General features: G+C 72.0%; 24 protein-coding genes. 11 read left to right on the top strand and 13 right to left on the bottom strand.

Going from position 1 to position 24,222, the window contains the following annotated elements; all coding sequences use genetic code 11:
* Position 1 precedes the first annotated feature (1 nt).
* The 3 genes from C1N91_RS03815 to iolC are packed head-to-tail and all read right to left on the bottom strand — an operon-like array spanning position 2 to position 3,517.
* The gene (locus C1N91_RS03815; RefSeq protein WP_137766665.1) at positions 2–1,537 is read right to left on the bottom strand and encodes a CoA-acylating methylmalonate-semialdehyde dehydrogenase; all 1,536 of its coding nucleotides are present in this window, start codon (positions 1,535–1,537) and stop codon (positions 2–4) included.
* Entirely contained in the window at positions 1,534–2,523 is a 990-nt protein-coding gene (locus C1N91_RS03810; protein WP_137766664.1) for a class I fructose-bisphosphate aldolase, read from the bottom strand. Before C1N91_RS03810 ends, C1N91_RS03815 begins: the two co-directional genes overlap by 4 nt.
* Positions 2,516–3,517: a 5-dehydro-2-deoxygluconokinase gene (gene iolC, locus C1N91_RS03805; RefSeq protein ID WP_137766663.1), complete on the bottom strand. Its 1,002-nt coding sequence runs from the start codon at positions 3,515–3,517 to the stop codon at positions 2,516–2,518. Before iolC ends, C1N91_RS03810 begins: the two co-directional genes overlap by 8 nt.
* Before the next feature lie 153 nt (positions 3,518–3,670).
* Between iolC and rmuC the strand changes: the two genes are divergently transcribed.
* A complete protein-coding gene (gene rmuC, locus C1N91_RS03800; RefSeq protein ID WP_137766662.1) occupies positions 3,671–4,933 on the top strand; it encodes a DNA recombination protein RmuC in 1,263 nt (420 codons plus the stop codon).
* A gap of 166 nt (positions 4,934–5,099) precedes the next feature.
* Here rmuC and glpX read toward each other — a convergent pair whose 3' ends face one another.
* Entirely contained in the window at positions 5,100–6,089 is a 990-nt protein-coding gene (gene glpX, locus C1N91_RS03795; RefSeq protein ID WP_081984693.1) for a class II fructose-bisphosphatase, read from the bottom strand.
* Between the two features lie 179 nt (positions 6,090–6,268).
* Here glpX and fbaA point away from each other — a divergent pair, with 179 nt between their 5' ends.
* Together fbaA and C1N91_RS03785 are read left to right on the top strand one after the other, a co-directional pair.
* Entirely contained in the window at positions 6,269–7,297 is a 1,029-nt protein-coding gene (gene fbaA, locus C1N91_RS03790) for a class II fructose-bisphosphate aldolase (RefSeq protein ID WP_058728103.1), read from the top strand.
* Between the two features lie 94 nt (positions 7,298–7,391).
* Positions 7,392–8,651 carry a M18 family aminopeptidase gene (locus C1N91_RS03785; RefSeq protein WP_137766661.1) on the top strand — a complete coding sequence of 420 codons (1,260 nt, stop codon included), beginning with the start codon at positions 7,392–7,394 and terminating at the stop codon, positions 8,649–8,651.
* 45 nt (positions 8,652–8,696) lie between these two features.
* On the opposite strand, the gene C1N91_RS03780 is transcribed toward C1N91_RS03785, so the two are convergent.
* Both C1N91_RS03780 and C1N91_RS03775 read right to left on the bottom strand, forming a co-directional pair.
* A complete protein-coding gene (locus tag C1N91_RS03780) occupies positions 8,697–9,395 on the bottom strand; it encodes a DUF6264 family protein (RefSeq protein WP_137766660.1) in 699 nt (232 codons plus the stop codon).
* 41 nt (positions 9,396–9,436) lie between these two features.
* On the bottom strand, positions 9,437–10,501 hold the full coding sequence (locus C1N91_RS03775; protein WP_394587241.1) for a 4-hydroxy-3-methylbut-2-enyl diphosphate reductase: 1,065 nt from the start codon (positions 10,499–10,501) through the stop codon (positions 9,437–9,439).
* A gap of 104 nt (positions 10,502–10,605) precedes the next feature.
* On the opposite strand from C1N91_RS03775, the gene xseA reads away from it, so the two are divergent.
* From xseA to C1N91_RS03750, 5 genes are all read left to right on the top strand, one after another.
* Positions 10,606–11,862, top strand: coding sequence for an exodeoxyribonuclease VII large subunit (gene xseA, locus C1N91_RS03770; RefSeq protein ID WP_137766659.1), 1,257 nt, complete (start codon positions 10,606–10,608; stop codon positions 11,860–11,862).
* A 62-nt stretch (positions 11,863–11,924) separates the two neighbouring features.
* Positions 11,925–12,197: an exodeoxyribonuclease VII small subunit gene (locus tag C1N91_RS03765; protein ID WP_137766658.1), complete on the top strand. Its 273-nt coding sequence runs from the start codon at positions 11,925–11,927 to the stop codon at positions 12,195–12,197.
* Positions 12,194–12,829, top strand: coding sequence for a DUF4245 domain-containing protein (locus C1N91_RS03760; protein ID WP_137766657.1), 636 nt, complete (start codon positions 12,194–12,196; stop codon positions 12,827–12,829). Before C1N91_RS03765 ends, C1N91_RS03760 begins: the two co-directional genes overlap by 4 nt.
* Positions 12,830–12,864: 35 nt before the next feature.
* A complete protein-coding gene (locus tag C1N91_RS03755) occupies positions 12,865–13,479 on the top strand; it encodes a carbonic anhydrase (RefSeq protein ID WP_137766656.1) in 615 nt (204 codons plus the stop codon).
* Positions 13,480–13,572: 93 nt separating this feature from the next.
* Positions 13,573–15,003, top strand: a complete 1,431-nt coding sequence (locus C1N91_RS03750) for a class II fumarate hydratase (protein WP_175415903.1) — start codon at positions 13,573–13,575, stop codon at positions 15,001–15,003.
* A 166-nt stretch (positions 15,004–15,169) separates the two neighbouring features.
* Here C1N91_RS03750 and C1N91_RS03745 read toward each other — a convergent pair whose 3' ends face one another.
* The 3 genes from C1N91_RS03745 to C1N91_RS03735 all read right to left on the bottom strand — a co-directional run bounded on the left by C1N91_RS03745 (position 15,170) and on the right by C1N91_RS03735 (position 18,946).
* Positions 15,170–16,531, bottom strand: a complete 1,362-nt coding sequence (locus C1N91_RS03745) for a PhoH family protein (protein ID WP_175415902.1) — start codon at positions 16,529–16,531, stop codon at positions 15,170–15,172.
* A gap of 376 nt (positions 16,532–16,907) precedes the next feature.
* On the bottom strand, positions 16,908–18,017 hold the full coding sequence (locus C1N91_RS03740; protein WP_137766654.1) for an aminotransferase class V-fold PLP-dependent enzyme: 1,110 nt from the start codon (positions 18,015–18,017) through the stop codon (positions 16,908–16,910).
* A 143-nt stretch (positions 18,018–18,160) separates the two neighbouring features.
* On the bottom strand, positions 18,161–18,946 hold the full coding sequence (locus C1N91_RS03735; protein WP_175415901.1) for an isoprenyl transferase: 786 nt from the start codon (positions 18,944–18,946) through the stop codon (positions 18,161–18,163).
* 86 nt (positions 18,947–19,032) lie between these two features.
* On the opposite strand from C1N91_RS03735, the gene trhA reads away from it, so the two are divergent.
* Positions 19,033–19,731 (top strand): PAQR family membrane homeostasis protein TrhA, encoded by a 699-nt coding sequence (gene trhA, locus C1N91_RS03730; RefSeq protein ID WP_137766653.1) that lies wholly within the window; start codon positions 19,033–19,035, stop codon positions 19,729–19,731.
* Between the two features lie 132 nt (positions 19,732–19,863).
* Here the strand turns inward: trhA and C1N91_RS03725 are convergent, their stop codons facing one another.
* Positions 19,864–20,154: a hypothetical protein gene (locus C1N91_RS03725; protein WP_137766652.1), complete on the bottom strand. Its 291-nt coding sequence runs from the start codon at positions 20,152–20,154 to the stop codon at positions 19,864–19,866.
* Positions 20,151–21,041: a mycothiol conjugate amidase Mca gene (gene mca / locus C1N91_RS03720; protein ID WP_137766651.1), complete on the bottom strand. Its 891-nt coding sequence runs from the start codon at positions 21,039–21,041 to the stop codon at positions 20,151–20,153. The genes C1N91_RS03725 and mca overlap by 4 nt, the downstream gene beginning before the upstream one ends.
* On the opposite strand from mca, the gene C1N91_RS17100 reads away from it, so the two are divergent.
* Complete coding sequence (locus tag C1N91_RS17100) at positions 20,949–21,608, top strand: DUF4307 domain-containing protein (protein WP_368074215.1); 660 nt, start codon at positions 20,949–20,951, stop codon at positions 21,606–21,608. The genes mca and C1N91_RS17100 overlap by 93 nt on opposite strands.
* Before the next feature lie 67 nt (positions 21,609–21,675).
* Positions 21,676–22,164: a transcription elongation factor GreA gene (greA, locus tag C1N91_RS03710; protein WP_137766649.1), complete on the top strand. Its 489-nt coding sequence runs from the start codon at positions 21,676–21,678 to the stop codon at positions 22,162–22,164.
* Positions 22,165–22,322: 158 nt separating this feature from the next.
* On the opposite strand, the gene C1N91_RS03705 is transcribed toward greA, so the two are convergent.
* Together C1N91_RS03705 and ilvA are read right to left on the bottom strand one after the other, a co-directional pair.
* Positions 22,323–22,814 carry a hypothetical protein gene (locus C1N91_RS03705; RefSeq protein WP_137766648.1) on the bottom strand — a complete coding sequence of 164 codons (492 nt, stop codon included), beginning with the start codon at positions 22,812–22,814 and terminating at the stop codon, positions 22,323–22,325.
* Between the two features lie 146 nt (positions 22,815–22,960).
* Positions 22,961–24,220 (bottom strand): threonine ammonia-lyase, encoded by a 1,260-nt coding sequence (ilvA, locus tag C1N91_RS03700; protein ID WP_137766647.1) that lies wholly within the window; start codon positions 24,218–24,220, stop codon positions 22,961–22,963.
* Positions 24,221–24,222: the final 2 nt, after the last annotated feature.

Raw genomic sequence — 24,222 nt, 5'->3', positions numbered from 1 at the left:
GTCAGCCGTTCGACGGGAAGCCGAGGTCGACACCGCCGTGCGTGGCGGGGTCGAGCCAGCGGGAGGTGATCGCCTTCTGCCGGGTGAAGAAGCTGACGCCGTCGGCGCCGTACGCCTTGTGGTCGCCGAACAGCGAGTTCTTCCACCCGCCGAACGAGTAGTACGCCACGGGCACCGGGATCGGGACGTTGATGCCGATCATGCCGACCTGCACGTCGCGCTGGAACCGACGAGCGGCGCCGCCGTCGTTCGTGAAGATCGCGGTGCCGTTGCCGAACGCGCCGGAGTTGATGAGCTCGAGACCCTCGTCGTACGACTGCACGCGCACGACCGACAGGACCGGACCGAAGATCTCCTCGGTGTAGACCCGGCTCGTCGTCGGCACCCTGTCGATCAGGGTCGGGCCGAGCCAGAAGCCGTTCTCGTCGCCGTCGGGCTGGACGGTGCGGCCGTCCACCACGACCACCGCACCGTCCTGCTCGGCGACCTCGATGTACGAGGCGACCTTGTCGCGGTGCTGCTCGGTGACGAGCGGGCCCATGTCGCAGCCGCGGCGTCCGTCACCGATGCGCAGCGTCGCCGCGCGCTCGCGGATCTTCGCGACGAGCTCGTCGGCCACCGGCTCGACGGCGACGACGACCGAGATCGCCATGCAGCGCTCGCCGGCGGAGCCGAAGCCCGCGTTGATCGCGTTGTCCGCGACGAGGTCGAGGTCGGCGTCCGGCAGCACCAGCATGTGGTTCTTCGCACCGCCGAGGGCCTGCACGCGCTTACCGTGCTTCGTCCCGGTCTCGTAGACGTACTGCGCGATCGGGGTGGACCCGACGAACGAGATCGACTCGACGTCCGGGCTGGTGAGGAGCCCGTCGACCGCGGCCTTGTCGCCGTTGAGCACGGTGAAGACGCCGTCGGGCAGGCCGGCCTCCTTGAACTTCGCGGCCAGCCAGATCGCCGCCGAGGGGTCCTTCTCGCTCGGCTTCAGCACGACGGTGTTGCCGGCCGCGATCGCGATCGGCAGGAACCAGAGCGGCACCATCGCCGGGAAGTTGAACGGCGAGATGATGCCCACGACGCCGAGCGGCTGGCGGATCGAGTACACGTCGATGCCGGTCGAGACCTGGTCGGAGAACTCGCCCTTCATCAGGCTCGGGATGTTGGTGGCGAGCTCCACCACCTCTTGCCCGCGGGCGATCTCTCCCAGGGCGTCGTCGATGACCTTGCCGTGCTCGCTCGTGATGATCTCGGCCAGCTCGGCCTTGTCGCGGTTCAGGACCTCGCGGAACGCGAAGAGGATCTGCTGCCGCTTGGCCAGCGACAGGTTGCTCCATGCCGGGAACGCTGCCTTGGCGCTCGCGATCGCCCGCTGGATCTCGGCCTCGTCCGCGAGGGCGACCTGCTTCGTGGCGACGCCGAGCGCCGGGTCGTAGACCGGTGCCGTCCGACCGGAGGCCGACGCGACGTGCTCGCCGTCGATCCAGTGCCCGACCGTCGTGGTTCCGGTGCTGGCGTCGGTACTGGTCTGGGTGCTGGTGGTCATGCGTTGCTTCCTTCCGGGACGGACGTGTCCAGGGTGGTGGACGGGGCAGGCGAGTCGGCGTGATCGCGAGCCGTTGTGGAGGACTCGCCACGCGCCTCCCGGCTGTGGACGAGTGAGGACGCGACGTCGACCGCGGCGGCGACGTCCCCGTCCTGCGGGTAGAGCAGGGTGCGGCCGACGACGAGTCCGCGAACGCCCGGCAGGGCGAGCGCGTCGGCCCACGTGGCGTACGTCTCGTCGGGGCTGCCCGATGGGTCGCCGCCGAGCAGCAGCGTCGGCAGCGTGGTCGCGGCCATCACCCGGGCCATGTCGTCGACGACCGGGATCTTCAGCCAGCTGTACGCGCTCGACTCCCCCAGGCCCGCGGCGATCGCCATCGAGGTGATCACGGCGTCGGCGCTCAGGTCGTTGACAACCCGGCCGTCGCGCCACGAGGACATGAACGGCTCGAGCATGATCGGCAGCTGCAGGGCGGCGGCCTCGCTGACCGCCCTCGCCGTCGCCTCGAGCGTCGGCGCGGTGCCGGCGTCCTCCAGTGCCACCCGGACCAGCAGCTTCGCGAAGTCGAGCCCGGCGTCCTTGATCGCCCGCGCGGAGTACGCCGTGTAGCGGTCGTCGAGCTCGAACGCGGCACCGCGCAGGCCGCCGCGGTTCATCGAGCCGACGACGACCTTGCCGTCGAGCGCCCCGAGGAGCGCCAGGTCCTCGAGGACGTCCGGCGTACCGAGGACGCCGTCGACGCCCGGCCTGCCGAGTGCCACGACGAGTCGCTCGAGCAGGTCGTACCGATCGGCCATCGCCGAAGCGTCGTCGCGGACGGCGAGTGCCCCGCGCGCGGGGTGGTCGGCGGCGACGATGAAGAGCTTCCCGTCGTCGGCGAGCAGCGGACGGCGGGTCCGGGTCCGCAGGACCTCGGCGACCCGTTCCGGTGACCCGGCGCGCAGGTCGCGCAGGCGGGCGAAGTCGGCGGAGCTGATCTCAGGCATCGACGTCCTCCTTGGTGGGCTGCACGGGGTTGTCCTGCAGGAACTGCTCGATCTCGTCGCTCGTCGGCATCGCCGTCGAGCACTCGAAGCGGGTGGCGACGATGGCGCCGGCGGCGTTCGCGAAGGCGAGGGTGCGGTCGAGCGACCACCCCTGCAGCAGTCCGTGCACGAGCGCGCCGCCGAACCCGTCGCCCGAGCCGAGCCCGTTCACCACGTCGATCGTGTGCGGGCGGAACTCCACGGTCTCGTCGCGCGTCTTCGCCAGGACGCCCTTCGGCCCCTGCTTGACGATCGCGACCTCGACGCCGCGGTCGAGCAGCGCGTCGGCGGCGCGCACGGGGTCGGTCTCCCCCACGGCGACCTCGCACTCCTCGCGGTTGCCGACGGCGACGGTGGCGTGCTCCAGGGCGACGGCGACCTCGCGCGTCGCCGCTGCGGGGTTCGACCAGAACATCGCCCGGTAGTCGAGGTCGAGCACGGTGTGCGACCTCGTGGGGGCCGTCGACGCGCTCCGCGCCGCGTACGCCGCGTGGTGGGCGCTGCGGCTCGGTTCCTCGCTGAGTCCCGTCACGGTCGTCCAGAACACCCGGGTCCGCTCGATCGCGTGCAGCGGCAGGGACTTCGTCGTGATCATCAGGTCCGGCGCCTTCGGGGCCCGGTAGAAGTAGAGCGGGAAGTCGTCCGGCGGGAAGATCTCGCAGAAGGCCACGGGGGTGTTCAGCCCCTCGACCGTCGCCACGAAGTCGTTCGCGACCCCGAACTCCGGCAGGGTACGGGCGATGTACCGGCCGAACGGGTCGTTGCCCGTGCGGGTGATCACCGCTGCGCCGGCGCCGTGTCGGGCCGCGGCGATGGCGACGTTCGTGGCGCTGCCGCCGACGGACTTCGAGAAGGTGGGGACGTCCTCGAGCGGTCCGGTCTGCTGCGGGTAGATGTCGACCGAGACACGGCCCATCGTGATGACGTCGTGGACGTGTGGTGCTTCGTTGGTCATGCGACGGGCGGACCTTCCGTGCGGCTTCATCGGCGGACGGTCACGACTGTACACGGCGTTTGGCCGAATGTCATTACATGGGCGCGGACGTTCTGTCGACACTCGCGGCCGGCCTGGAGGCGCGGTGTCGGTGGGCACTGCCACGGTTGCGTCATGCAGATCCTCGCGCTGGTCATCGGACTCGTCCTCGGCGTCGCCGTCGGTGCGGTCGTCGCCTGGTCGCTCGCGCGCTCGCGCGCCGGCGTCGACGCCGCCGCAGCGCGTGCGACGGCCGACGTGCTGCGTGCACAGCTCGACTCGGTGCGCGCCGACGCCGAGGAACGGCTCGACGCCCAGGACGCCCAGTACCGCCGCCAGGTCGACTCCCTCGAGCGGCGCAGCGCCGAGCTCGAGCACCTCGTCCAGCGCATGCACGGCGCCGACGCGGCACGGACCCAGGGCGAGTCGAAGGTGCTGTCGGCGCTCAGCCCCGTCGCGCAGACGCTCGACCAGATGCGGGCGAAGATCGCCGAGCTCGAGCAGTCGCGGACCGAGCAGTACGGCGCACTGTCCGCCCAGCTGCGGTCCGCCGCCGAGTCCGAGGAACGACTCCGCGCCACGGCCGACACGCTCGCGAGCGCGCTGTCGTCGAACAGCACCCGGGGCGTCTGGGGCGAGACGCAGCTGCGGAACGTGGTCGAGGCGGCCGGGCTCCTCGAACGGGTCGACTTCGACGTGCAGTCCTCGGTGACTACGGCCGCCGGCACCGCCCGACCGGACATGGTCGTGCACCTGCCGGGCGGCAAGACGATCGCGGTCGACGCGAAGGTCCCCTTCAGCGCCTACCTGAGGGCGGCGGAGATCCCGGCGAGCGCGACCGGGGCCGAGGGGGCTCGGCGCGAGCAGCTCATCGCGCAGCACGTCAAGGCACTGCGAGCGCACGTCGACGCCCTGGCCGCGCGGGAGTACTGGACGGGCTACGACGCCTCGCCCGAGTTGACCATCGCGTTCATCCCGTCGGAGTCGCTGATCTCGAGCGCCCTTGCCGCCGACCCGGGCCTGCTCGACCACGCCTTCCGGAAGCGGATCGCCCTGGCGTCACCGGTCACGCTGTGGTCGGTGCTCAAGACGGTGGCGTTCTCGTGGCAGCAGGACGTCGTCACCGCCGAGGCGCGCGAGCTGTTCCGGGTGTCGCGTGAGCTCTACGGACGCCTGGCGACCCTCGGCGGACACGTCGACAAGCTCGGCCGGGCGATCCGGGGGTCCGTCGTCGACTACAACCGGTTCGTCGGGTCGCTCGAGCGCCAGGTGCTGCCGAGCGCCCGACGCCTGTCGCTGCTCGACGAGTCGAAGGTGCTCGCCGACCCGGGCACGATCGACGACGAGCCGCGGCTGCTCACCGCGCCCGAGCTCGTCGGCGCCCTCGACGACGACTGACGCGCGGCGGGGCCCGTCGCGCGCTGCCCGGCGCGCGCTGCCCGGCGCGCGCTGCCCGACGAACCACGGATCCGACATCGAACCAGTCGGTCGACCTGGTTCGACGTCGGATCCGTGGTCCGGTCCCGACCTCCGCGCGACGTCGGACGTCAGCACACCGGCTGGATCAGAACCACTTCTCGGCGCGGTGGTCCGCCTGGATGCGGCGGATGGTGTTCGAGCGCGAGCGGAGCACGAGCGAGTCGGTGTGGATGACACCGCGCGAACGGCGGACCCCGTCGACGAGCACGCCGTCGGTGACACCGGTCGCGACGAAGAACGTGTTGTCGCCCGTCACCAGGTCGTCCTGGTCGAGGACCTTGTCGAGGTCGTGTCCGGCGTCGAGGGCCTTCTGGCGCTCCTCGTCGTCCTTCGGCTGGAGCTTGCCGAGGATGACGCCGCCGAGCGCCTTGATCGCGCAGGCGGTGATGATGCCCTCCGGGGTGCCGCCGACGCCGACGCACATGTCGATCTTCGACCCGGGCAGCGCCGCCGAGATGCCGCCGGCGACGTCGCCGTCGAGCAGCAGGCGCGTGCCGGCACCCGTGGCGCGGATCGCGCGGATGAGCTCGTCGTGGCGCGGGCGGTCGAGGACGGCGATCTGCATGTCCTCGATGTCCTTGTGCTTCGCCTTCGCGAGCGCGCGGATGTTCTCGCCGATCGGCTTCTCGAGGTCGAGGACCCCGCGGCCCTCGGGCCCGGCGGCGATCTTGTCCATGTAGAACACCGCCGATGGGTCGTACATCGACCCGCGGTCGGAGACGGCCATCACGGAGATGGCGTTCTGTCGGCCGGCGGCGGTGAGCGAGGTGCCGTCGATCGGGTCGACCGCGATGTCGCAGGCCGGGCCGTGGCCGTTGCCGACGTGCTCGCCGTTGAAGAGCATCGGGGCGTCGTCCTTCTCGCCCTCGCCGATGACGACCACGCCGTCGAAGTTCACCGTGCCGAGGAACTTGCGCATCGCGTCGACGGCGGCGCCGTCCGCGAGGTTCTTCTCACCCCGACCGACCCACGGCTGGGCACGGATCGCGGCGGCCTCCGTCGCACGCACGAGCTCGAGCGCCAGGTTGCGGTCGGGCTGGAGGAACAGGGAGCCGGTTTCCGTAGTGGGAGTCACGACCGAAGCCTACCGACGGGGAGCCGGTGCTCTGCCCACTTCAGGGTAGTGGGAGTCACGATCAGAGCCTACCGACGGGGCTCCGGCCCGGCCGAACGGGTGCACGGACGTGCACGCTGTAACCCGTCGAGGAGCCCTGACTAGGCTCGGCGGGGAACCACCAGTCGAAGGAGATCGCAGTGCCCATCGCAACGCCGGAACAGTACGCCGAGATGCTCGAACGAGCGAAGGCCGGCAAGTTCGCCTACCCCGCGGTGAACGTGTCCTCCTCCCAGACGATCAACGCGGTCCTCCAGGGCCTGCAGGAGGCCGGCTCGGACGGCATCCTCCAGGTCACGACCGGTGGCGCCGACTACTTCGCCGGGCACACCGTGAAGAACCGCGCCGCCGGCGCCCTCGCGATGGCCCGCTTCGCGCACGAGGTCGCGAAGAACTACGACGTCACCGTCGCGCTGCACACCGACCACTGCCCGAAGGACGCCCTCGACGGCTTCGTCATGCCCCTCATCGCCGCGAGCGAGGAGGAGGTCCGTCAGGGCCGCAACCCGATCTTCCAGTCGCACATGTGGGACGGTTCGGCCGTGCCGCTCGACGAGAACATCGAGATCGCGAAGACCATGATCCAGAAGACGCGCAACATCAACGCGATCCTCGAGGTCGAGATCGGCGTCGTCGGCGGCGAGGAGGACGGCGTCCAGCACGAGGGCACCAACGACGCGCTGTACACGACCCCGAACGACGTCGAGAAGGTCGTCGACGCGCTGGGCCTGGGCGACCAGGGTCGCTGGATCGCGGCACTGACCTTCGGCAACGTGCACGGCGTCTACAAGCCGGGCAACGTCAAGCTGCGCCCGGAACTCCTCGGCGAGATCCAGCGCTCCGTCGCCGAGAAGCACGGCACCGGCGAGAACCCGCTCGACCTCGTCTTCCACGGCGGCTCCGGCTCGACCGACGACGAGATCCACGAGGCCGTCCGCAACGGTGTCATCAAGATGAACATCGACACGGACACGCAGTACGCGTTCACCCGCTCGATCGCCGACTCGATGTTCCGGAACTACGAGGGCGTGCTGAAGATCGACGGCGAGGTCGGCAACAAGAAGCAGTACGACCCGCGCGCCTGGGGCAAGGTCGCCGAGACCGCCATGGCGGCCCGCGTGGTCGAGGCCGCCAAGGTGCTCGGCTCGGCCGGCAACAGCAAGGGCTGATCGCGGGCTCCCGGTCGGGAGGAACGGGGCGCGTCCGACGGACGCGCCCCGTTCCTCGTCCGGTCGAGTCCACCGCCCGTGCCACGATGGGCAGGTGACCACCGACGCCATCGCCTCCTCGTTCGCCCAGTACGTCACCGAGTCCCCCACCGCGTTCCATGCGGCCGCGGTCGCGCGTGACCAGCTCGTCGCGGCAGGGTTCACGGAGCTGTCGGAGCTCGACGCCTGGCCGACCGAGGCGGGAGCGTACGTGGTCGTCCGCGACGGCGCCGTCATCGCGTGGCGTCTGCCCTCGGGTGCCACCCCGACCACCCCGTTCCGCATCCTCGGTGCCCACACCGACTCCCCCGGCTTCCGCATCAAGCCGAACCCGGCCGTGCGCGTCGGCGGGTGGGAGCAGCTCAACGTCGAGGTCTACGGCGGGGCGCTCCTCTCGACGTGGTTCGACCGCGACCTCCGCATCGCCGGGCGCGTGGTCGACGCCGACGGCTCGGTGCGCCTGGTGTCGACCGACGCCGTCGCCCGGATCCCGAACCTCGCGATCCACCTCGACCGCGGCGTGAACGACGGCAAGGAGATCGACCGCCAGCGCCACACGCTGCCGGTCGTCGGCACGGACGGCACCGCCGGCGGCACCGACGTGCTCGCCTGGCTCCGCGGCCGGCTCGGCGACGACGCGGTCTCGTGGGACCTCTTCCTCGCGGACACCCAGGCGCCGGCTCGGATCGGCATCGACCGGGAGTTCCTCGCCTCCGGCCGGATGGACAACCTGACGAGCGTGCACGCCGGGCTCCGCGGCATCATCGACGCACCGGCCGACGGTGACCACGTGCCGCTGTTCGCGGCGTTCGACCACGAGGAGATCGGCTCGTCGACCCCGTCCGGCGCCGGCGGGCCGTTCCTCGAGGACGTCCTCGGCCGCGTGCAGGAGGGGCTCGGTGCGACGCGGTCCGAGGCCGCTCGTGCCTTCCGCGCCTCGTGGCTGCTCTCCAGCGACGCCGGGCACCTCGTGCACCCGAACCAGCCCGAGAAGCACGACCCCACGAACCGCCCGCGTCCGGGCGGCGGCCCGCTCCTGAAGATCAGCGCGAACCAGCGCTACATGACCGAGGCGAAGGGCGAGGCCGTCTGGTCCGCCGCGTGCGACGCCGCCGGGGTCTCCTGGCAGCCGTTCGTCAACGTGAACACGATCCCCGGCGGCTCGACCATCGGTCCGATCGCGGCGACGCGACTCGGCATCCCGACGATCGACATCGGCGTCGGCCTGCTGTCCATGCACTCGGTCCGTGAGCTCGTGCACGTGGACGACCTCGCCGCGCTGCACGGCGCCGTCGCGGCCTTCCTCGCCGGGTAGGCGACGGCGCGGTCTCGCAGAGTAGGCGACGGCGCGCTCCGGCGCCTACCCGCCGGACGCCCGACGGATCGCCTCCTGCACGGCGGGGTCCTGGAACACCACGACGAGCATCGGCACGGCGCCGAGCGCGCTCGCGACGACCCCGCCGACCAACGGCACCCAGAACGTCCAGCGGCGGGCACGCAGGCGTCGGACCGACCACCAGGCGACCAGGGCGAAGACCACTGCGAGGATCACCACGCGGACGACCGCGGCGGAGGACAGGGCAGCGGGCGAGGACATCTCGCCGAACTGCCCCGCCACGTACTCACGGGTGACGCTCGCGACCGTGCCGGTGGACAGCGCGCCGAAGACGGACCAGAGGCCGACGAACAGCAGCCCGACGGTGAGCACGAAGTCGAGCCGCGAGGCGCCGTAGGGGCTCGTCGTCGCGGAGGTGGGAGCGGCACTCGAACCACGAGGGGACCCGGGTCCGTGCGTCCGTCGGGCGTCACGCCCGTCGGGACCCGACCCGGTCGGATCGGGTGCGCGACGCGTGGCGGCGTCCTGCCGCTGCGCTTCGTCCCGACCTCGGTCCTGGGCCGCCTGCCGCTCCTGCTCGACCAGCACCGGGTTCACCCACCCCGCGGGCGCGTACTCGCCGTACTCGGGTGCCGGCGTGCCGTGGACCCGGCCGTCCCGTCGACCGGTGGCCGGCGCGGCGGACGCGGGGCGGGCCTCCCGGCCGAGCGCGGTATCGTCCACGTGACCCGGCTCGCGGGCCGGTGCCGACGACCAGTCGCCGCTCACGAGCGCCGCCCGCCGAGCGCGCGGGTGGGCTTGCCCGAGGCGTCGGTGCGGAGCTCCTTGGGGAGTGAGAACATGAGGTCCTCGTGCGCCGTCACGACCTCTTCCACGGTGCCGTACCCGGCGTCCGCGAGCTGCTCGAGCACCTCGGTGACGAGTTCCTCGGGCACCGAGGCGCCACTGGTCACGCCCACCGTGCGGACGCCGTCGAGCCAGTCCTGGCGGATCTCCTCGGCGTAGTCGACGCGGTGGGCGGCGGCTGCACCGTACTCGAGGGCGACGTCGACGAGTCGCACGCTGTTCGACGAGTTCGCCGAGCCGACGACGATGACGAGGTCGGCGTCCGGTGCGACCTTCTTCACCGCGACCTGGCGGTTCTGCGTGGCGTAGCAGATGTCGTCCGACGGCGGGTTCTCGATCGACGGGAACCGCTCGCGGAGCAGCCGGACGGTCTCCATCGTCTCGTCGACGCTCAGCGTGGTCTGCGAGAGCCAGACGAGGTTGTCGGGGTCGGGGACCTCGAGCGCCGCGACCTCCTCGGGGCCGTTGACCAGGATCGTGCGCTCGGGGGCGTGGCCCATGGTGCCCTCGACCTCCTCGTGGCCGGCATGACCGATGAGGATGATCGTGCGGTCCGCCTTCGCGAAGCGGGTGGCCTCGCGGTGGACCTTGGTGACGAGGGGACAGGTCGCGTCGATGGCGTGCAGGTCGCGCTCGGCGGCACCGGCCACGACGGCGGGCGAGACGCCGTGGGCGCTGAAGACGACGTGGGCGCCGCGCGGGACCTCGGCGACGTCGTCGACGAACACCGCACCGCGCTGCTCGAGCGTGGAGACGACGTGGACGTTGTGGACGATCTGCTTCCGCACGTAGACGGGTTCGCCGTACTGCTCGAGCGCCTTCTCGACCGCGACCACGGCGCGGTCGACGCCCGCGCAGTAGCCGCGGGGGGCGGCGAGCAGGACCTTCTTGGTGCCGGCGACCGGCTCGTCCCGCAGGCGACCGCGCGCTGCGTGCACCCGGGGCGGGGCGAGCGGGACCGTGCGGCCGTTGGTGATCGTCACGCCCCCGATGATAGGTGCCGGGCAGGCGTGGGGCCTGGGTGCAGCGAGGCCGGGGTGGCAGGGTCGGGTCGGCGCTGTCGCCGGCATGCGGCACGATGGTGGGCATGGCGATCGAACAGGGCCCGCCGACGGCCGACAACCCGTGGCCCGTCGCCCTGCTCGGCGCGAAGCTCCGCGACTGGATCGACCGGCTCGGCACCGCCTGGGTCGAGGGTGAGATCACCCAGTGGAACGTCGCCGGCGGCAACGTGTACGGCAAGCTCAAGGACGTCGAGGTCGACGCGACCGTGTCGTTCTCGATCTGGTCGAGCGTGCGGTCGCGGGTGCCGGCCGACCTGGGGCAGGGCGCCCGGGTCGTCGCCGCGGTCAAGCCGAACTACTGGGTCAAGGGCGGCTCGCTGACGATGCAGGTCGTCGAGATGAAGCACGTCGGGCTCGGTGACCTGCTCGAACGGCTGGAGCGGCTCCGCCGGACCCTGGCGGAGGAGGGGCTGTTCGACCCCTCCCGCAAGAAGCGTCTGCCGTTCCTGCCGCACCGCATCGGCCTCATCACGGGCAAGGACTCCGACGCCGAGAAGGACGTCAAGCGGAACGCGCAGCTGCGTTGGCCGCAGGTCGAGTTCCGCACCGTGCACACGGCGGTGCAGGGCGAACGCGCCGTCGGCGAGGTCACCGCCGCGATCGTCGAGCTCGACGCCGACCCCACGGTCGACGTCATCATCGTCGCCCGGGGCGGCGGCGACTTCCAGAACCTGCTCGGCTTCAGCGACGAGGGGCTCGTCCGGACCGCCGCTGCCGCCACGACGCCGATCGTCTCGGCGATCGGGCACGAGGCCGACCGCCCGATCCTCGACGAGGTCGCCGACCTGCGCGCCTCCACCCCGACGGACGCCGCGAAGCGCGTGGTGCCCGACGTGGCCGAGGAACTCGCCAACGTGCGGCAGGCCCGGGCGCGGCTCGGCCTCCGGCTCTCGCACACCCTGTCGGTCGAGGCCGACCGGATCGCAGCGCTCCGGTCCCGCCCGGCACTGGCGTCGACCGCGTGGCTCGTCGACACCCGGGCAGAGGAGGTCGCCCGCGACCTGTCCCGTGCCCGCGAGTTGCTCGACCGACGGCTCGAGCGCTCGCACAGCGAGGTCGGGCACCTGACCGGACGGCTCCGTGCGCTCTCGCCGCGGGACACCCTGCGCCGCGGGTACGCGATCGTGCAGCGGAAGGACGGCGGTGTCGTGCGCGGGACCGAGGACCTCGACGGCGTGACCCCGGTTCACGTCACGCTCGGTGCCGGCACGGCGACGGGCACGCTGGAGCCGGAGGGTCCCGGGCCGGACGGCTCCGGCGCGGACGCCTCGGCACCGTAGCCCGTCCTCCACACCCTCGGACGCGGTCGGCCGCGTCGGAGGGTGCTCGGTAGGATCGAGGTGTGTCATCCCAGCAGGAACCCGTGCCGTCCGACGTGCAGTCGCTGAGCTACGAGGCAGCGCGCGACGAACTCGTGCGCGTCGTCAGCGAGCTGGAGCAGGGGTCCGCGACACTCGAGCGTTCGCTCGCCCTCTGGGAGCGTGGCGAAGCACTCGCGGCCCGCTGCGAGGAGTGGCTCGTCGGCGCACGTGCCCGCCTGGACGCCGCCCGCGCCGCGTCGACCGGCGAGGGCACCCCGGACGCCCCGACGGACCAGGACGGAGCGGCACGGTGACCGACCCCGACGGACGCCCGATCGTCGCCGAGCTCGGCCGCCCGGAGACCCCCGAGGAGACCTGGGCCCGCAAGGACGCCGCCCGCCGCAGCCGCCGCGAGCACCAGACCGCCTTCAACCTCGTCCTGGCGCTCATCGCGTCGCTCGGCATCGTGCTCTTCCTGGTCGCCGTCGTCGTCCGGCCCGACCAGACCGTCGACCGCTCGGTCGACTACCAGCAGGTGGCCGCCGGCGCGGACGTGCCCGGCGTGACGCTCGCGGCGCCCGACCTGCCCGACGGCTTCACCTCGAACCGCGCCGACTTCCAGGACAAGACGTCGGACGGCGTCCGGGTCTGGACCGTCGGCCTCGTCACGCCGGACCGCCAGTACATCGGCCTGCAGCAGGGCATCGATGCGAACGCGTCGTGGGTGGCGAACCAGCTCGACCAGAAGCCCGCCACCGGCGACCGCACGATCGACGGCACGAAGTGGACCGTGTACGACCGCCGTGACGAGGGCAAGGACGCCGGCAACCACGCGTACTCGCTCGTCCACACCTTCGGTCGCGACACCATCGTCCTGTCCGGCACCGCCGACGACTCGTCGTTCACGACCGTCGCGAAGGCCGTCACCGAGCAACTCGCGAACTGACCCCGCCCGACCGAACCCGAAGCACGAGGAAGACCATGCCCGACCGCGCCGCATCCACCCCGTCCGACGCCCTCCGCCTGCTCGTCGAGGGCAACGCCCGCTTCGCCGCCGACAAGCGCCGCACCGGCCGGATCGACCCGGACCGCCGCGGGGAGCTCACCGGCTCGCAGGCGCCCTTCGCGACGGTGCTCGGCTGCTCGGACTCGCGCGTGCCGTTCGAGCACGTCTTCGACGCCGGCATCGGTGACCTCTTCGCGATCCGGAACGCCGGGCAGATCGTCGACGACGTCGTGCTCGGGTCGATCGAGTTCGCGGTCGTCGCCCTCGGTACCCCGCTCGTCGTCGTGCTCCGGCACACGAAGTGCGGCGCCGTGGCCGCTGCCCGCTCCGGCGAGCCCGTGCCCGCGCCGCACCTGCAGGCCCTGGTCGACGCGATCGCGCCGAGCGTCGAGCAGGTCCGCGCCACCGACGCCGAGCTGCCGCAGGAGTCCGTCGGCGCCGCGCACCTCGAGGCCACGCTCCGCCAGGTGATCGAACGCTCCGGTGTCGTCTCCGACGCCATCGCCGAGGGCCGGCTCGCCGTCGTCGGCGCGACCTACGACCTGGGGACCGGCGAGGTCTCCGTCGACACCGTCGTCGGCGAGGCCTGACCGGCACCGACGACGACCGTCCCGACACCGACGGGACACCACGACCGCACCGACGCGACCGCGCCGGCGCACCACAGGAAGGACCACGACGACGTGACCGACACCACCGCGACCACAGCCACGAACGGTACTCCCGAGGGCGAGTACCGCATCGAGCACGACACGATGGGCGAGGTCCGGGTCCCGGCCTCGGCCCTGTACCGTGCCCAGACCCAGCGCGCCGTCGAGAACTTCCCGATCTCGGGCAGCGGCCTCGAGCCGGCGCAGATCGTCGCCCTCGCGCGCATCAAGCGGGCCGCGGCGGTCGTCAACGGGTCCCTGGGGATCGTCGACCCGGCCGTCGCCGACGCCATCGCGCAGGCCGCGGACGCGATCATCGGCGGCGAGCACCACGACCAGTTCCCGGTCGACGTCTACCAGACCGGCAGCGGCACCTCGTCGAACATGAACATGAACGAGGTCCTGGCGACCCTGGCCACCCGCATCGCCGGCACGGACGTCCACCCGAACGACCACGTGAACGCGTCGCAGTCGTCGAACGACGTGTTCCCGACCTCGGTGCACGTCGCCGTGACCGAGGCCCTCATCCGCACGCTCGTCCCCGCACTCGAGCACCTGGCGGAGTCGCTCGAGGCCAAGGCGACGCTCTGGGCCGACGCCGTGAAGTCCGGGCGCACCCACCTGATGGACGCCACGCCGGTCACCCTCGGCCAGGAGTTCGGCGGCTACGCCCGCCAGGTCCGACTCGGCATCGAGCGCGTGCAGGCCACGCTCCCCCACGTCGCCGAGGTCCCGCTCGGCGGCACCGCGGTCGGCACCGGGATCAACACACCGACGGGCTTCCCGCAGCAGGTCATCGCCCGCCTCGCCGAGGACACGGGGCTGCCGATCACCGAAGCGCTCGACCACTTCGAGGCGCAGGGCGCGCGGGATGCCCTGGTCGAGGCGTCTGGTGCCCTCAAGGTCATCGCGGTCAGCCTGACGAAGATCAACAACGACCTGCGCTGGATGGGCTCGGGGCCGAACACGGGCCTCGGCGAACTGCACATCCCTGACCTGCAGCCCGGCTCGTCGATCATGCCCGGCAAGGTGAACCCGGTCATCCCCGAGGCCACGCTCATGGTCGCGGCACGGGTCATCGGCAACGACGCGACCATCGCCTGGGCCGGTGCGTCGGGAGCCTTCGAGCTCAACGTCGCCATCCCGGTGATGGGCACGGCGCTGCTCGAGTCGATCCGCCTGCTCGCGAACAGCTCGCGGGTGCTGGCCGACAAGACGATCGACGGGCTGCAGGCGAACCTCGAGCGCGCCCGCGCGTTCGCCGAGTCGTCGCCGTCGATCGTGACGCCGCTCAACCGCGTCATCGGCTACGAGGCCGCCGCGAAGGTCGCGAAGTACGCCGTCGCCGAGGGCATCACCGTCCGCGAGGCCGTCGTCGCCCTGGGCCACGTGGAGCGCGGCGAGGTCACCGAGGAGCAGCTGGACAGCGCACTCGACGTGCTGTCCATGACGCACCCGAACTGACGGACGCACACGACGGACGGGAGGCGCGGTGCCGGCTGGCACCGCGCCTCCCGTCCGTCGTCGGTGACGTCCTCACGCGCTGAGCGACACTTCACGCCGCCAACGGGCCGTGAACTGTCGCTCAGCGCGAAAGCACGCGGCGTGCGCACGCGTGCCCCCGCGCGCGCTACCCGAGGTCGGGCGAGTCGAGCAGCTCGGTCACGAGCGCCGCGATCGCGGACCGCTCCGAGCGGGTCAGCGTCACGTGGGCGAACAGCGGGTGCCCCTTGAGCCGCTCGATCACCGAGGCGACCCCGTCGTGCCGCCCCACCCGCAGGTTGTCCCGCTGCGCGACGTCGTGCGTGAGCACCACGCGCGAGTTCTGCCCGATGCGCGACAGCATGGTGAGCAGGACGTTCCGTTCGAGGGACTGCGCCTCGTCGACGATCACGAACGCGTCGTGCAGGGACCGTCCGCGGATGTGCGTCAGCGGCAGGACCTCGAGCATCCCGCGCTCGACCACCTCGTCGAGGACGTTGTCGGACACCAGGGCACCGAGGGTGTCGAACACGGCCTGTGCCCAGGGGTTCATCTTCTCGGAGGCGTCACCCGGCAGGTACCCGAGCTCCTGACCGCCCACCGCGTAGAGCGGCCGGAACACCATGATCTTCTTGTGCTGCTGCCGTTCGAGCACGGCCTCGAGTCCGCCGCAGAGCGCGAGCGCCGACTTGCCCGTGCCGGCGCTGCCGCCGAGGGACACGATACCGATCTCCGGGTCGAGCAGGGCGTCGATCGCGAGCCGCTGCTCGGCGGAGCGGCCGCGCAGGCCGAAGACCTCTCGGTCGCCGCGGACGAGCGACACCGCACCGGCCTCGTGCACCCGTCCGAGGGCGGACCCGCGCTCCGAGTGGATGACGACTCCGGTGTTGACGGGGACGCCGTCGAGCCGCGAGGACCGGATCTCCTCGTGCTCGTACAGGTCGCTCATCTGCTCGCCGGACACCTGCAGGTCGGTGATGCCCGTGTAGCCCGAGTCGACGGCGAGCTCGGCACGGTACTCCTCGGCAGCCATGCCGATCGACGACGCCTTCACCCGCAAGGGCAGGTCCTTCGACACGACGACCACGTCGAGCCCGTCGTTCGCCAGGTTCGACGCGACCGCCAGGATGCGCGAGTCGTTGTCGCCGAGCTGCAGCCCGGACGGCAGGACGGACTGGTTCGAGTGGTTCAGCTCGACGCGGAACGACCCGCCGTCGTCGAGTGCGACGGGGAAGTCGAGTCGCTCGTGCTCGATGCGCAGTTCGTCGAGCAGCCGGAGTGCCTGCCGCGCGAAGTACCCGATCTCCGGGTCGTTGCGCTTGGACTCGAGCTCGCTGACGACGACCACGGGCAGCACCACGGCGTGCTCGGCGAAGCGGAACAGGGCCCGCGGATCGCTGAGGAGCACCGAGGTGTCGAGCACGTACGTGCGTTGGGCGACCGATGTGGACGAGTCCGCGGTGGGCCGCTGGGCGGGTTCGCGAGAGACGTTACGAGAGGTCACGACCACTCCATCCCCGGGCCGCACTCGGCCCGGTCACTGTCCTCGACGCGGCCGTTGAGCGGTCCCGAAGCACCGTTGCCTGGCCGCTTCGACCGGGCACTGTGCCCGATGGGGCCAAGCTACGACCGGCCCCTGACAGGGGTGCCGCGACACGCGGTTCCGCAGGTTACGGTCGCGTGAACGCGCACCGCGGCGGCCGGGAGGCGCGGTGCGGGCCCGCCACGCGCCTCCCGTCCGTCCCCGTGTCACGTTCGGTCGCACGCCTCCCGCTCCGACCCGCCCGCTCGCTCGGTTCATTCCGCGAAAGCGACAGGCTGCGGCGGACGGTGCGCGGCAGCAGCGGCACGGACCGTGCGGCAGCGGCACGCAGGCCGCGCGGGCGCTACTGCATCGTGGCGTAGGACAGGCAGGCGTCGCGGAACATGTCGAGCGTCGCGTCCGTGGTCGAGGCGAACACCGACACCCGTGCGACCCCGAGCCGCGTCGTCGCGGTCACCCCGTGGTTGTGCAGCGCGGCGGACAGCGCGGTGAGCCGGCCCTGCGGCGGACGCAGCACGACGATGCCGGCACGCTCGCGCGGGTCCCGGCTCGACTCGACCGACAGGCCGAACTCGTCGGCGATGTCGAGGACCCGCTCGACCCGGTCGGCGACCCGCTCCTGCACGGCCGCGACCCCGACGGAGACGAGGCGTTCGAGCGACACGGCCATACGGGCCTGGGCGACGGGGTCGACGCGCGTCATCTGGTAGCCCGCGGCACCCGGCTTCACCGAAGGCACCTCGGTCGGCCACCCGGTCGTGCCGTGCGGTCCCGACAGCGCCGGACGCAGGCGGCCCAGTGCCCGGTCGCTGAACGCGACGAAGCCCGTGCCCCACCCGGCGTGGAGCCACTTCTGCCCGCCGGTGGCGACGACGTCGGCGACCTCGTACGGGGCGTCGACGACCCCGAAGCCCTGGATGGCGTCGACGACGAGCAGGCGGTCGCCGATGACCTCCCGGATCGCGGCGAGGTCGGCGAGGTACCCGGTCTGCCAGTCGACCAGCGACACGGCGACCGCGGTGACGTCGTCGGTCAGGCGCTCCCGGACGAGCGACGGCGTCATCCAGCCGGCACCGGACTCGACCACGACGGGCTGCACACGACCGCCGGTGGCCGACGCGGCGCTCGCGAGTGCGAGCGGCAGGGACGGGTACTCGTCGGCAGCGACGAGGACCCCACCGGTCAGGCCGAACGCGGTGTGCAGCAGTCCGGGGGTCGTCGCGGTCTGCGAGACGACCTGGTCCTCGCGACGGCCGACGAGCCGGGCGGCGACCGTGCGCACCCGGGCGTCCTGCTCGTCGAGCGTCTCCATCGCGCCGAAGCGCATGCGCTCCTGGATCGTGCCGAGGACACGCTGCTCCTCGAGCACGGCGGTCTGCACGGGCCCGAAGGCGGCGTGGTCGAGGTAGCCGGACTCCTCGTCGAAGCCCGCCGCGTACTCGGCGATGTTCACAGGCGCAACCTTCCGTGGGACGAAAACCCTGTGAGCCTACTGGGACCGACCCCGCGCGGGCGAACCTGGGCCACTCGACGCACTCGCAGCAGCACCACGATGCGTCCCCGCTCGAGTCGCCAGACTCCAGGAGCGGGCGACGATCAGCCGCCGAAGCGCCGCGACCGCAGACCGAAGTCGCGGACCGCACGCAGGAAGTCGACCTCGCGCAGGTCCGGGTAGAAGGCCTCGACGAAGTAGAACTCGCTGTGCGCGCTCTGCCACAGCATGAAGTCCGAGAGCCGCTGCTCCCCCGAGGTCCGGATCACCAGGTCGGGGTCCGGCTGGCCCTGGGTGTACAGGTGGTCCCCGATGAGTTCGGGCGTCAGCACCTCGGCCAGGGTGTCGAGCGTGCCGCCGCCCTCGCCGTGCGCCCGGACGATGCTGCGCATGGCGTCCGCGATCTCCCGTCGGCCGCCGTAGCCCACCGCGAGGTTGACGTGCAGGCCGGTGTGGGCCGCACTCCGGGCCTCCGCGTCGGCGAGCGCACCGAGGAGGCCCGCCGGCAGTCCCTCGTCGGAGCCGACGTGCTGCACCCGCCAGTCGCGGTGCCCGGCGAGCGTCCCGGCGAGGTCGCCGATGATCCCGACGAGCTGCTCGAGCTCCTCGCCGCCGCGGCCGGTCAGGTTGTCGGCGGACAGCAGGTAGAGCGTGACGACGTCGATGCCGAGGTCGTCGCACCAGTCGAGGAACTCCGGGATCTTCGCGGCGCCCGCGCGGTGGCCGTGCGCGGCCGACTCGAGCCCGAGCTGCTTCGCCCAGCGACGGTTGCCGTCCACGATCATGGCGACGTGCTTCGGGATCGCCTGACCGTCGATCTGCCGGCGGATACGACGCTGGTAGGCGCGGTAGAGGACACCGCGCCCTGCCCATCCCACCCTGCCGGTCACGCCACGACTGTAGTGCACGGCAGCCGGGTCCGCGCCGGGTCGTGCACTCCCTGCTCCCGTTCGGCCAGGGGCCCTACTGTCGCCGCATGCAGGACGAGACCGCCACGCTCCCCCACGTCCCGTTCACCGAGGAAGCCGCCACCACCGAGCCGCCGCGCCCGGCCTGGCGCGGGTGGATCCACCTCGGCACGTTCCCGTTCGCGATCGCCATGGGCGTGGTGCTGATCTGCCTCGCCGACAGCGCGGCGGCGAAGGCCGGCAGCGCCGTGTTCATGGCGTCGTCGCTGCTGCTGTTCGGGGTCTCGGCGACCTACCACCGCTTCCCGTGGGGCCCGACGGTCAAGAAGGTCCTCAAGCGGATCGACCACACGAACATCCTGCTGCTCATCGCCGGCACCTACACACCGATCGCGATCTGTGCCCTGCCGCACACGCTCATGGTCGTCGTGCTGTGGGTGATGTGGTCGGGTGCCGCGCTCGGCATCGCCTTCCGCGTGCTGTGGATCGGCGCCCCGCGCTGGCTCTACGTGCCGATCTACCTGGTGCTCGGGTGCGCCGCGCTCGGCCTGCTCCCGCAGTTCTTCGCCGCGAGCGTGCCGATGACCGTGCTGGTGCTCTCCGGCGGACTGGCCTACATCCTCGGCGCCCTGGTGTACGGCTTCAAGCGCCCCGACCCCGCCCCGACCGTGTTCGGCTTCCACGAGGTCTTCCACGCCCTGACCGTCGTCGCGTTCGCCGCGCAGTGGGTCGGCGTGCTCATCGTCGCGCTGCACCCGGTGCGCTGACCGCAGCCGCCGCGGACCGCGGCAGGGGGGGCGACCCGGGTGACCGCAGACGGACGGGAGGCCCGTGGCACGCTCGCCACGGGCCTCCCGTCCGTCTGCTGGTCCCGTCTCGGCGCCGGTGCCGTCGGCGCGTCAGCCGCGTTCGGTGTCGTCGCCCACGTCGGTCCGGCCGTCCTCATCGGCGCGACGCATCGGCTCGTCGGTGCTCGCACCACCGGCGTCGGACTCGAGCCGCTGGCGGATCTCCGCGCGGTAGCGGGTCCGACGGATGCGTCGGGTCATGTCGACCACGAGCAGGATCGTCACGACCGCGACGACCGCGATCGCCACGAAGCCGGCGACCCCGGGGGTGACGTCGACGTCGGGCACGACGGTCGGGCTCGGGCTGGGGGCGGCGGCGATGGCCGTCAGGATGGTGCTCACGCGGTGGTGTCCTCGTCGTCAGGGAGCCCCGCGAACAGGTCGGACTCCGGCAGGTCGCTGGGCACGCGTGCCTCGACGAGCTGGTAGTCCTCGGTGGGCCACACCGTCGCGAGGAGGTCGTTCGGCCAGGAGAAGAAGAAGCTGTCCGGCGGCACCTGGCTCGCGTGCGCGTGCAGGGCGGCGTCGCGCGCGTCGAAGTACGCGCTGACGTCGACGTGCGTCGTCGCGAGGTCGGGTCGGTCGGCGAAGCGCTCGACCCACTCGCGGAGCTGCTCGATCGCCGGGCTGTCCGGGTCGCGGTCGCGCAGCGCATCGTAGATCGTGCGGAAGCGGCGGGGGTTCATGGTCCGCTCGTAGTAGAGCTTGCTGACCGCCCACGGCGCCCCCGCGGCCGGGTACTTCGTCGGGTCGGCGGCGTCGCGCCATGCGGCCACGGAGACCTCGTGCGTGCGGATGTGGTCGGGGTGCGGGTAGCCGCCGTTCTCGTCGTAGGTGACGAGCACGTGCGGGCGGAAGCGGCGGACCACGCGGACGAGCGCCTCGGTCGAGTACTCCAGCGGGACGGTCGAGAACGTGCCCGGTCGGACCGTCTCGCCCTTCTCCGCGTCCGGCAGTCCGGAGTCGTGGTAGCCGAGCCACACGTGCTCGATGCCGAGCGCTGCCTGCGCCGCCGCCATCTCGGACCGGCGGTAGCCCGCCATGTCGCGGTGTGCACGACTCGTCGCGGGCTCGCCGAGCTGGTCGTTGAGGATGTCCCCGGCCTCGCCGCCCGTGCACGAGACGACCATCACCTGGTGGCCCTCGGCGACGTACCGGGCGGAGGTCCCGGCGCCCTTGCTCGACTCGTCGTCGGGGTGGGCGTGGACGGCCAGCAGGCGGAACGGCACGAGGATCCTCACGGGAGCGGGTCGAGCGGGGCGCGCACGCGTCGACCGCGGGCGTGGGGGCAGCGCACAGCGGGGCGTGAACTACCCTGGGACCAGGATAATCACCCCGGGAGCCCCCAACTGTCCGAACCGCTGCACCCCACCGTCACCGCTCCGACCGCTGCCCCGGGCACGGTCGCGTCGCTGGACGACCGGTACGGGCGCACGCCGGACCGCCGGCGCCGCAGCAGGCTGGTCGGCATCGTCGCCGCGATCGCCGTCGTGCTGGTCTTCGTCGCGTGGGTGGTCTGGGCCGGGCTCGACCAGGAGTCGCACGGCCTCGACAACACCGAGCTCGGCTACACCGTCGTCTCGGACCACCAGACGGTCGTGCACTCGCAGGTCTCGGCCGACCCGGGCACCGAGGTCCGCTGCGCCGTGCAGGTGCTCGACAGGTCGTACTCGATCGTCGGGTGGAAGGAGGTCACGCTGCCGGCATCCGATCAGCGCACCCGCTCGATCTCGACCTCGGTGAACACCACGACCCGCGGCGTGACCGGCTTGATCCACGACTGCTGGGTTCCCTAGACTCGACTGATTCGCGGACGAGACCGGCCACACCGGCCGGTCTCGTCCTTTGTCGAAAGGGAGACCGATGAGCAACGACACGCAGACCACCTGGCTGACCCAGGAGGCTCACGACCGTCTCACGGCCGAGCTCGAGCAGCTGTCGGGCCCGGCCCGCAAGGAGATCGCGGACCGCATCGAGGCGGCGCGTGAAGAGGGTGACCTCAAGGAGAACGGCGGCTACCACGCCGCGAAGGACGAGCAGGGCAAGATCGAGGCCCGCATCCGCCAGCTCACCGAGCTGCTCAAGCACGCCACCGTGGGCGAGGCGGACTTCGACGGCACCGTCGAGCCGGGCACCGTCGTGACGGCGGTCATCGCCGGCGACGAGTCGACCTTCCTCGTGGGCAACCGCGAGATCGTGGCCGAGGGGTCCGACCTGACCGTGTACAGCCCGGTCAGCCCGGTCGGCGCCGCGATCCTCGGGCTGCGCGAGGGCGAGGAGACGACCTACACGGCGCCGAACGGCAAGGAGATCAGCGTCAAGGTGACGAAGGTCGAGCGCTACCAGCCGTAGGCGCGGCCGCGCTGCGCCGCCGGGCTGTGCGCTGCATCGAACCACGAAGCCGACGTGGAACCAGGCACCGAGCCTGGTTCCACGTCGGTTTCCTGGTTCGACTGCGGGTCGCGCTGCGTCGGGCCGAGCGGCGCCCGGACGCCCGACCCCGGGCAGCGTCAGCGCGGGACGACGTCGCGGTGCGCGAGCGGCCGGACGCACGGGAAGCACACGAGGTCCCCGACCCGGACGTCCCCCGGCAGCAGCACCTCGTGCCCAGCCGTCCCGGTCGTGTTCGTCGCGACCGTCACCTCGGCCACGGGAGCGACGCTGCGCCGGCCGATCAGGCGCACCTCGGTGAGCACGGCGCAGTCGGGCACCGCCGCGTCGAGCTCGACGAAGACCACGCCCCACGGTCGCCGCACACGGGTGACGGTCGCCACGGTGACGCAGACGTCGGCGGGGTGCCAGTCGCGCGGACGGTACCGCGGCGGTGCCTGCTCCGCGGTGTGCACGCACGGGGTCCCGGCCACCGCAGCCAGGCGCTGCATCGAGACGGCGCACACGCGGACGTCGTCGACGGTCGCCTCGGTGCGCGCCGGCCAGACGGTCGGGTCGAGCGGATCGGGCAGCGAGGCACGGAGCGAGGGCAGGATCGACGTGAGGGTCATGACGGGAGCATCACGCGCCTCCAGGCCGTCCGCGGTGTCGCTCACGCGACCCTGACGCGCGCGCGGCCCTCCCGTGCGGGCCCCTGACACCCACGCGGGCGACCGTCGTCGCAGCACGCTGAACGGCAGCGACCGGGGCCGTCGGGTCAGTTCTCGAGCAGCTCCGGACGGAAGCCGACCTCGTGGAGGCGCTGGATGACCTCCTGTGCGTGCTCGGGGCCGCGGGCCTCGATCGACAGGTCCAGGGCGACCTCGTTGATCACCAGACCCTGCCCGTGCCGGGTGTGCAGCACCTCGACGACGTTGGCGCCGGCATCCGAGATGACCTGCGCGACACGGGCGAGCTGACCCGGGCGATCCGGCAGCATGATCCGGATGCCGATGTAGCGCGACGCGGCGACGAGACCGCGGGTGATGATGCGCTCCATCATGAGCGGATCGATGTTGCCGCCGCTCAGCAGCACGACCGTGCGGCCGGTGTCACGGACGGCGCCGGACATGATCGCCGCGACACCCACGGCGCCGGCCGCCTCGACGACGAGCTTCGCCCGCTCGAGCAGGACGAGCAGCGCGCGGGCGGTGTCGTCGTCCGACACGGTGACGATGTCGTCGACCAGGTCGCGGATGATCGGGAAGTTGAGGTCGCCGGGTCGGGCCACCGCGATGCCGTCCGAGATCGTCGGCTTCGTCGTGATCGTGACCGGCTCGCCGGCGGTGATCGACGACGGGTAGGCCGCGGCGTTCTCCGCCTGCACGCCGATCACCCGGATCGGACGGCCCAGGCGCTCGGCCATCCCCTTCACCGCAAGGGCGATGCCGGAGATGACCCCGCCGCCGCCGATCGGCACGACGACGGTGTCGACGTCGGGCACCTGGTCGATGATCTCCAGCCCGAGCGTTCCCTGGCCGGCGATGACGTCCGGGTGGTCGAAGGGCGGGATGAACACCGCTCCGGTGCGGGCGGCGAAGTCCTTGGCGGCGCTCAGGGCCTCTTCCACCGAGTGGCCGCGCAGGACCACCTCGGCGCCGTAGTGCCGCGTCGCCTGGAGCTTCGGCAGCGCGACCCCCACCGGCGTGAAGATCGTGGCCGGGATGCCGAGTTCGCGGGCCGCGAGTGCCACACCCTGCGCGTGGTTGCCGGCGCTCGCGGCGACGACGCCGGCCGCACGCTGCTCGGGGCCGAGCGCGGCCAGACGGTTGTAGGCACCGCGCACCTTGTAGGCGCCCGTCCGCTGCAGGTTCTCGCACTTCAGGTGCACCGGCGAGCCGAGCAGCTCCGCCAGGAACTGGGAGGTCTCCATCGGCGTGACGCGTGCGACGCCCGCGATGGTCCGCTGCGCGGCCTCGATGTCCGCCAGCGAGGGGAACGCCGCGGTCTGCTGCTGGGGCACGGAGGTGTCGGTCACGG

This window comes from Curtobacterium sp. SGAir0471, from assembly GCF_005490985.1.
Lineage (GTDB): Bacteria > Actinomycetota > Actinomycetes > Actinomycetales > Microbacteriaceae > Curtobacterium.
This window is presented reverse-complemented; position numbering and strand designations above follow the sequence as displayed.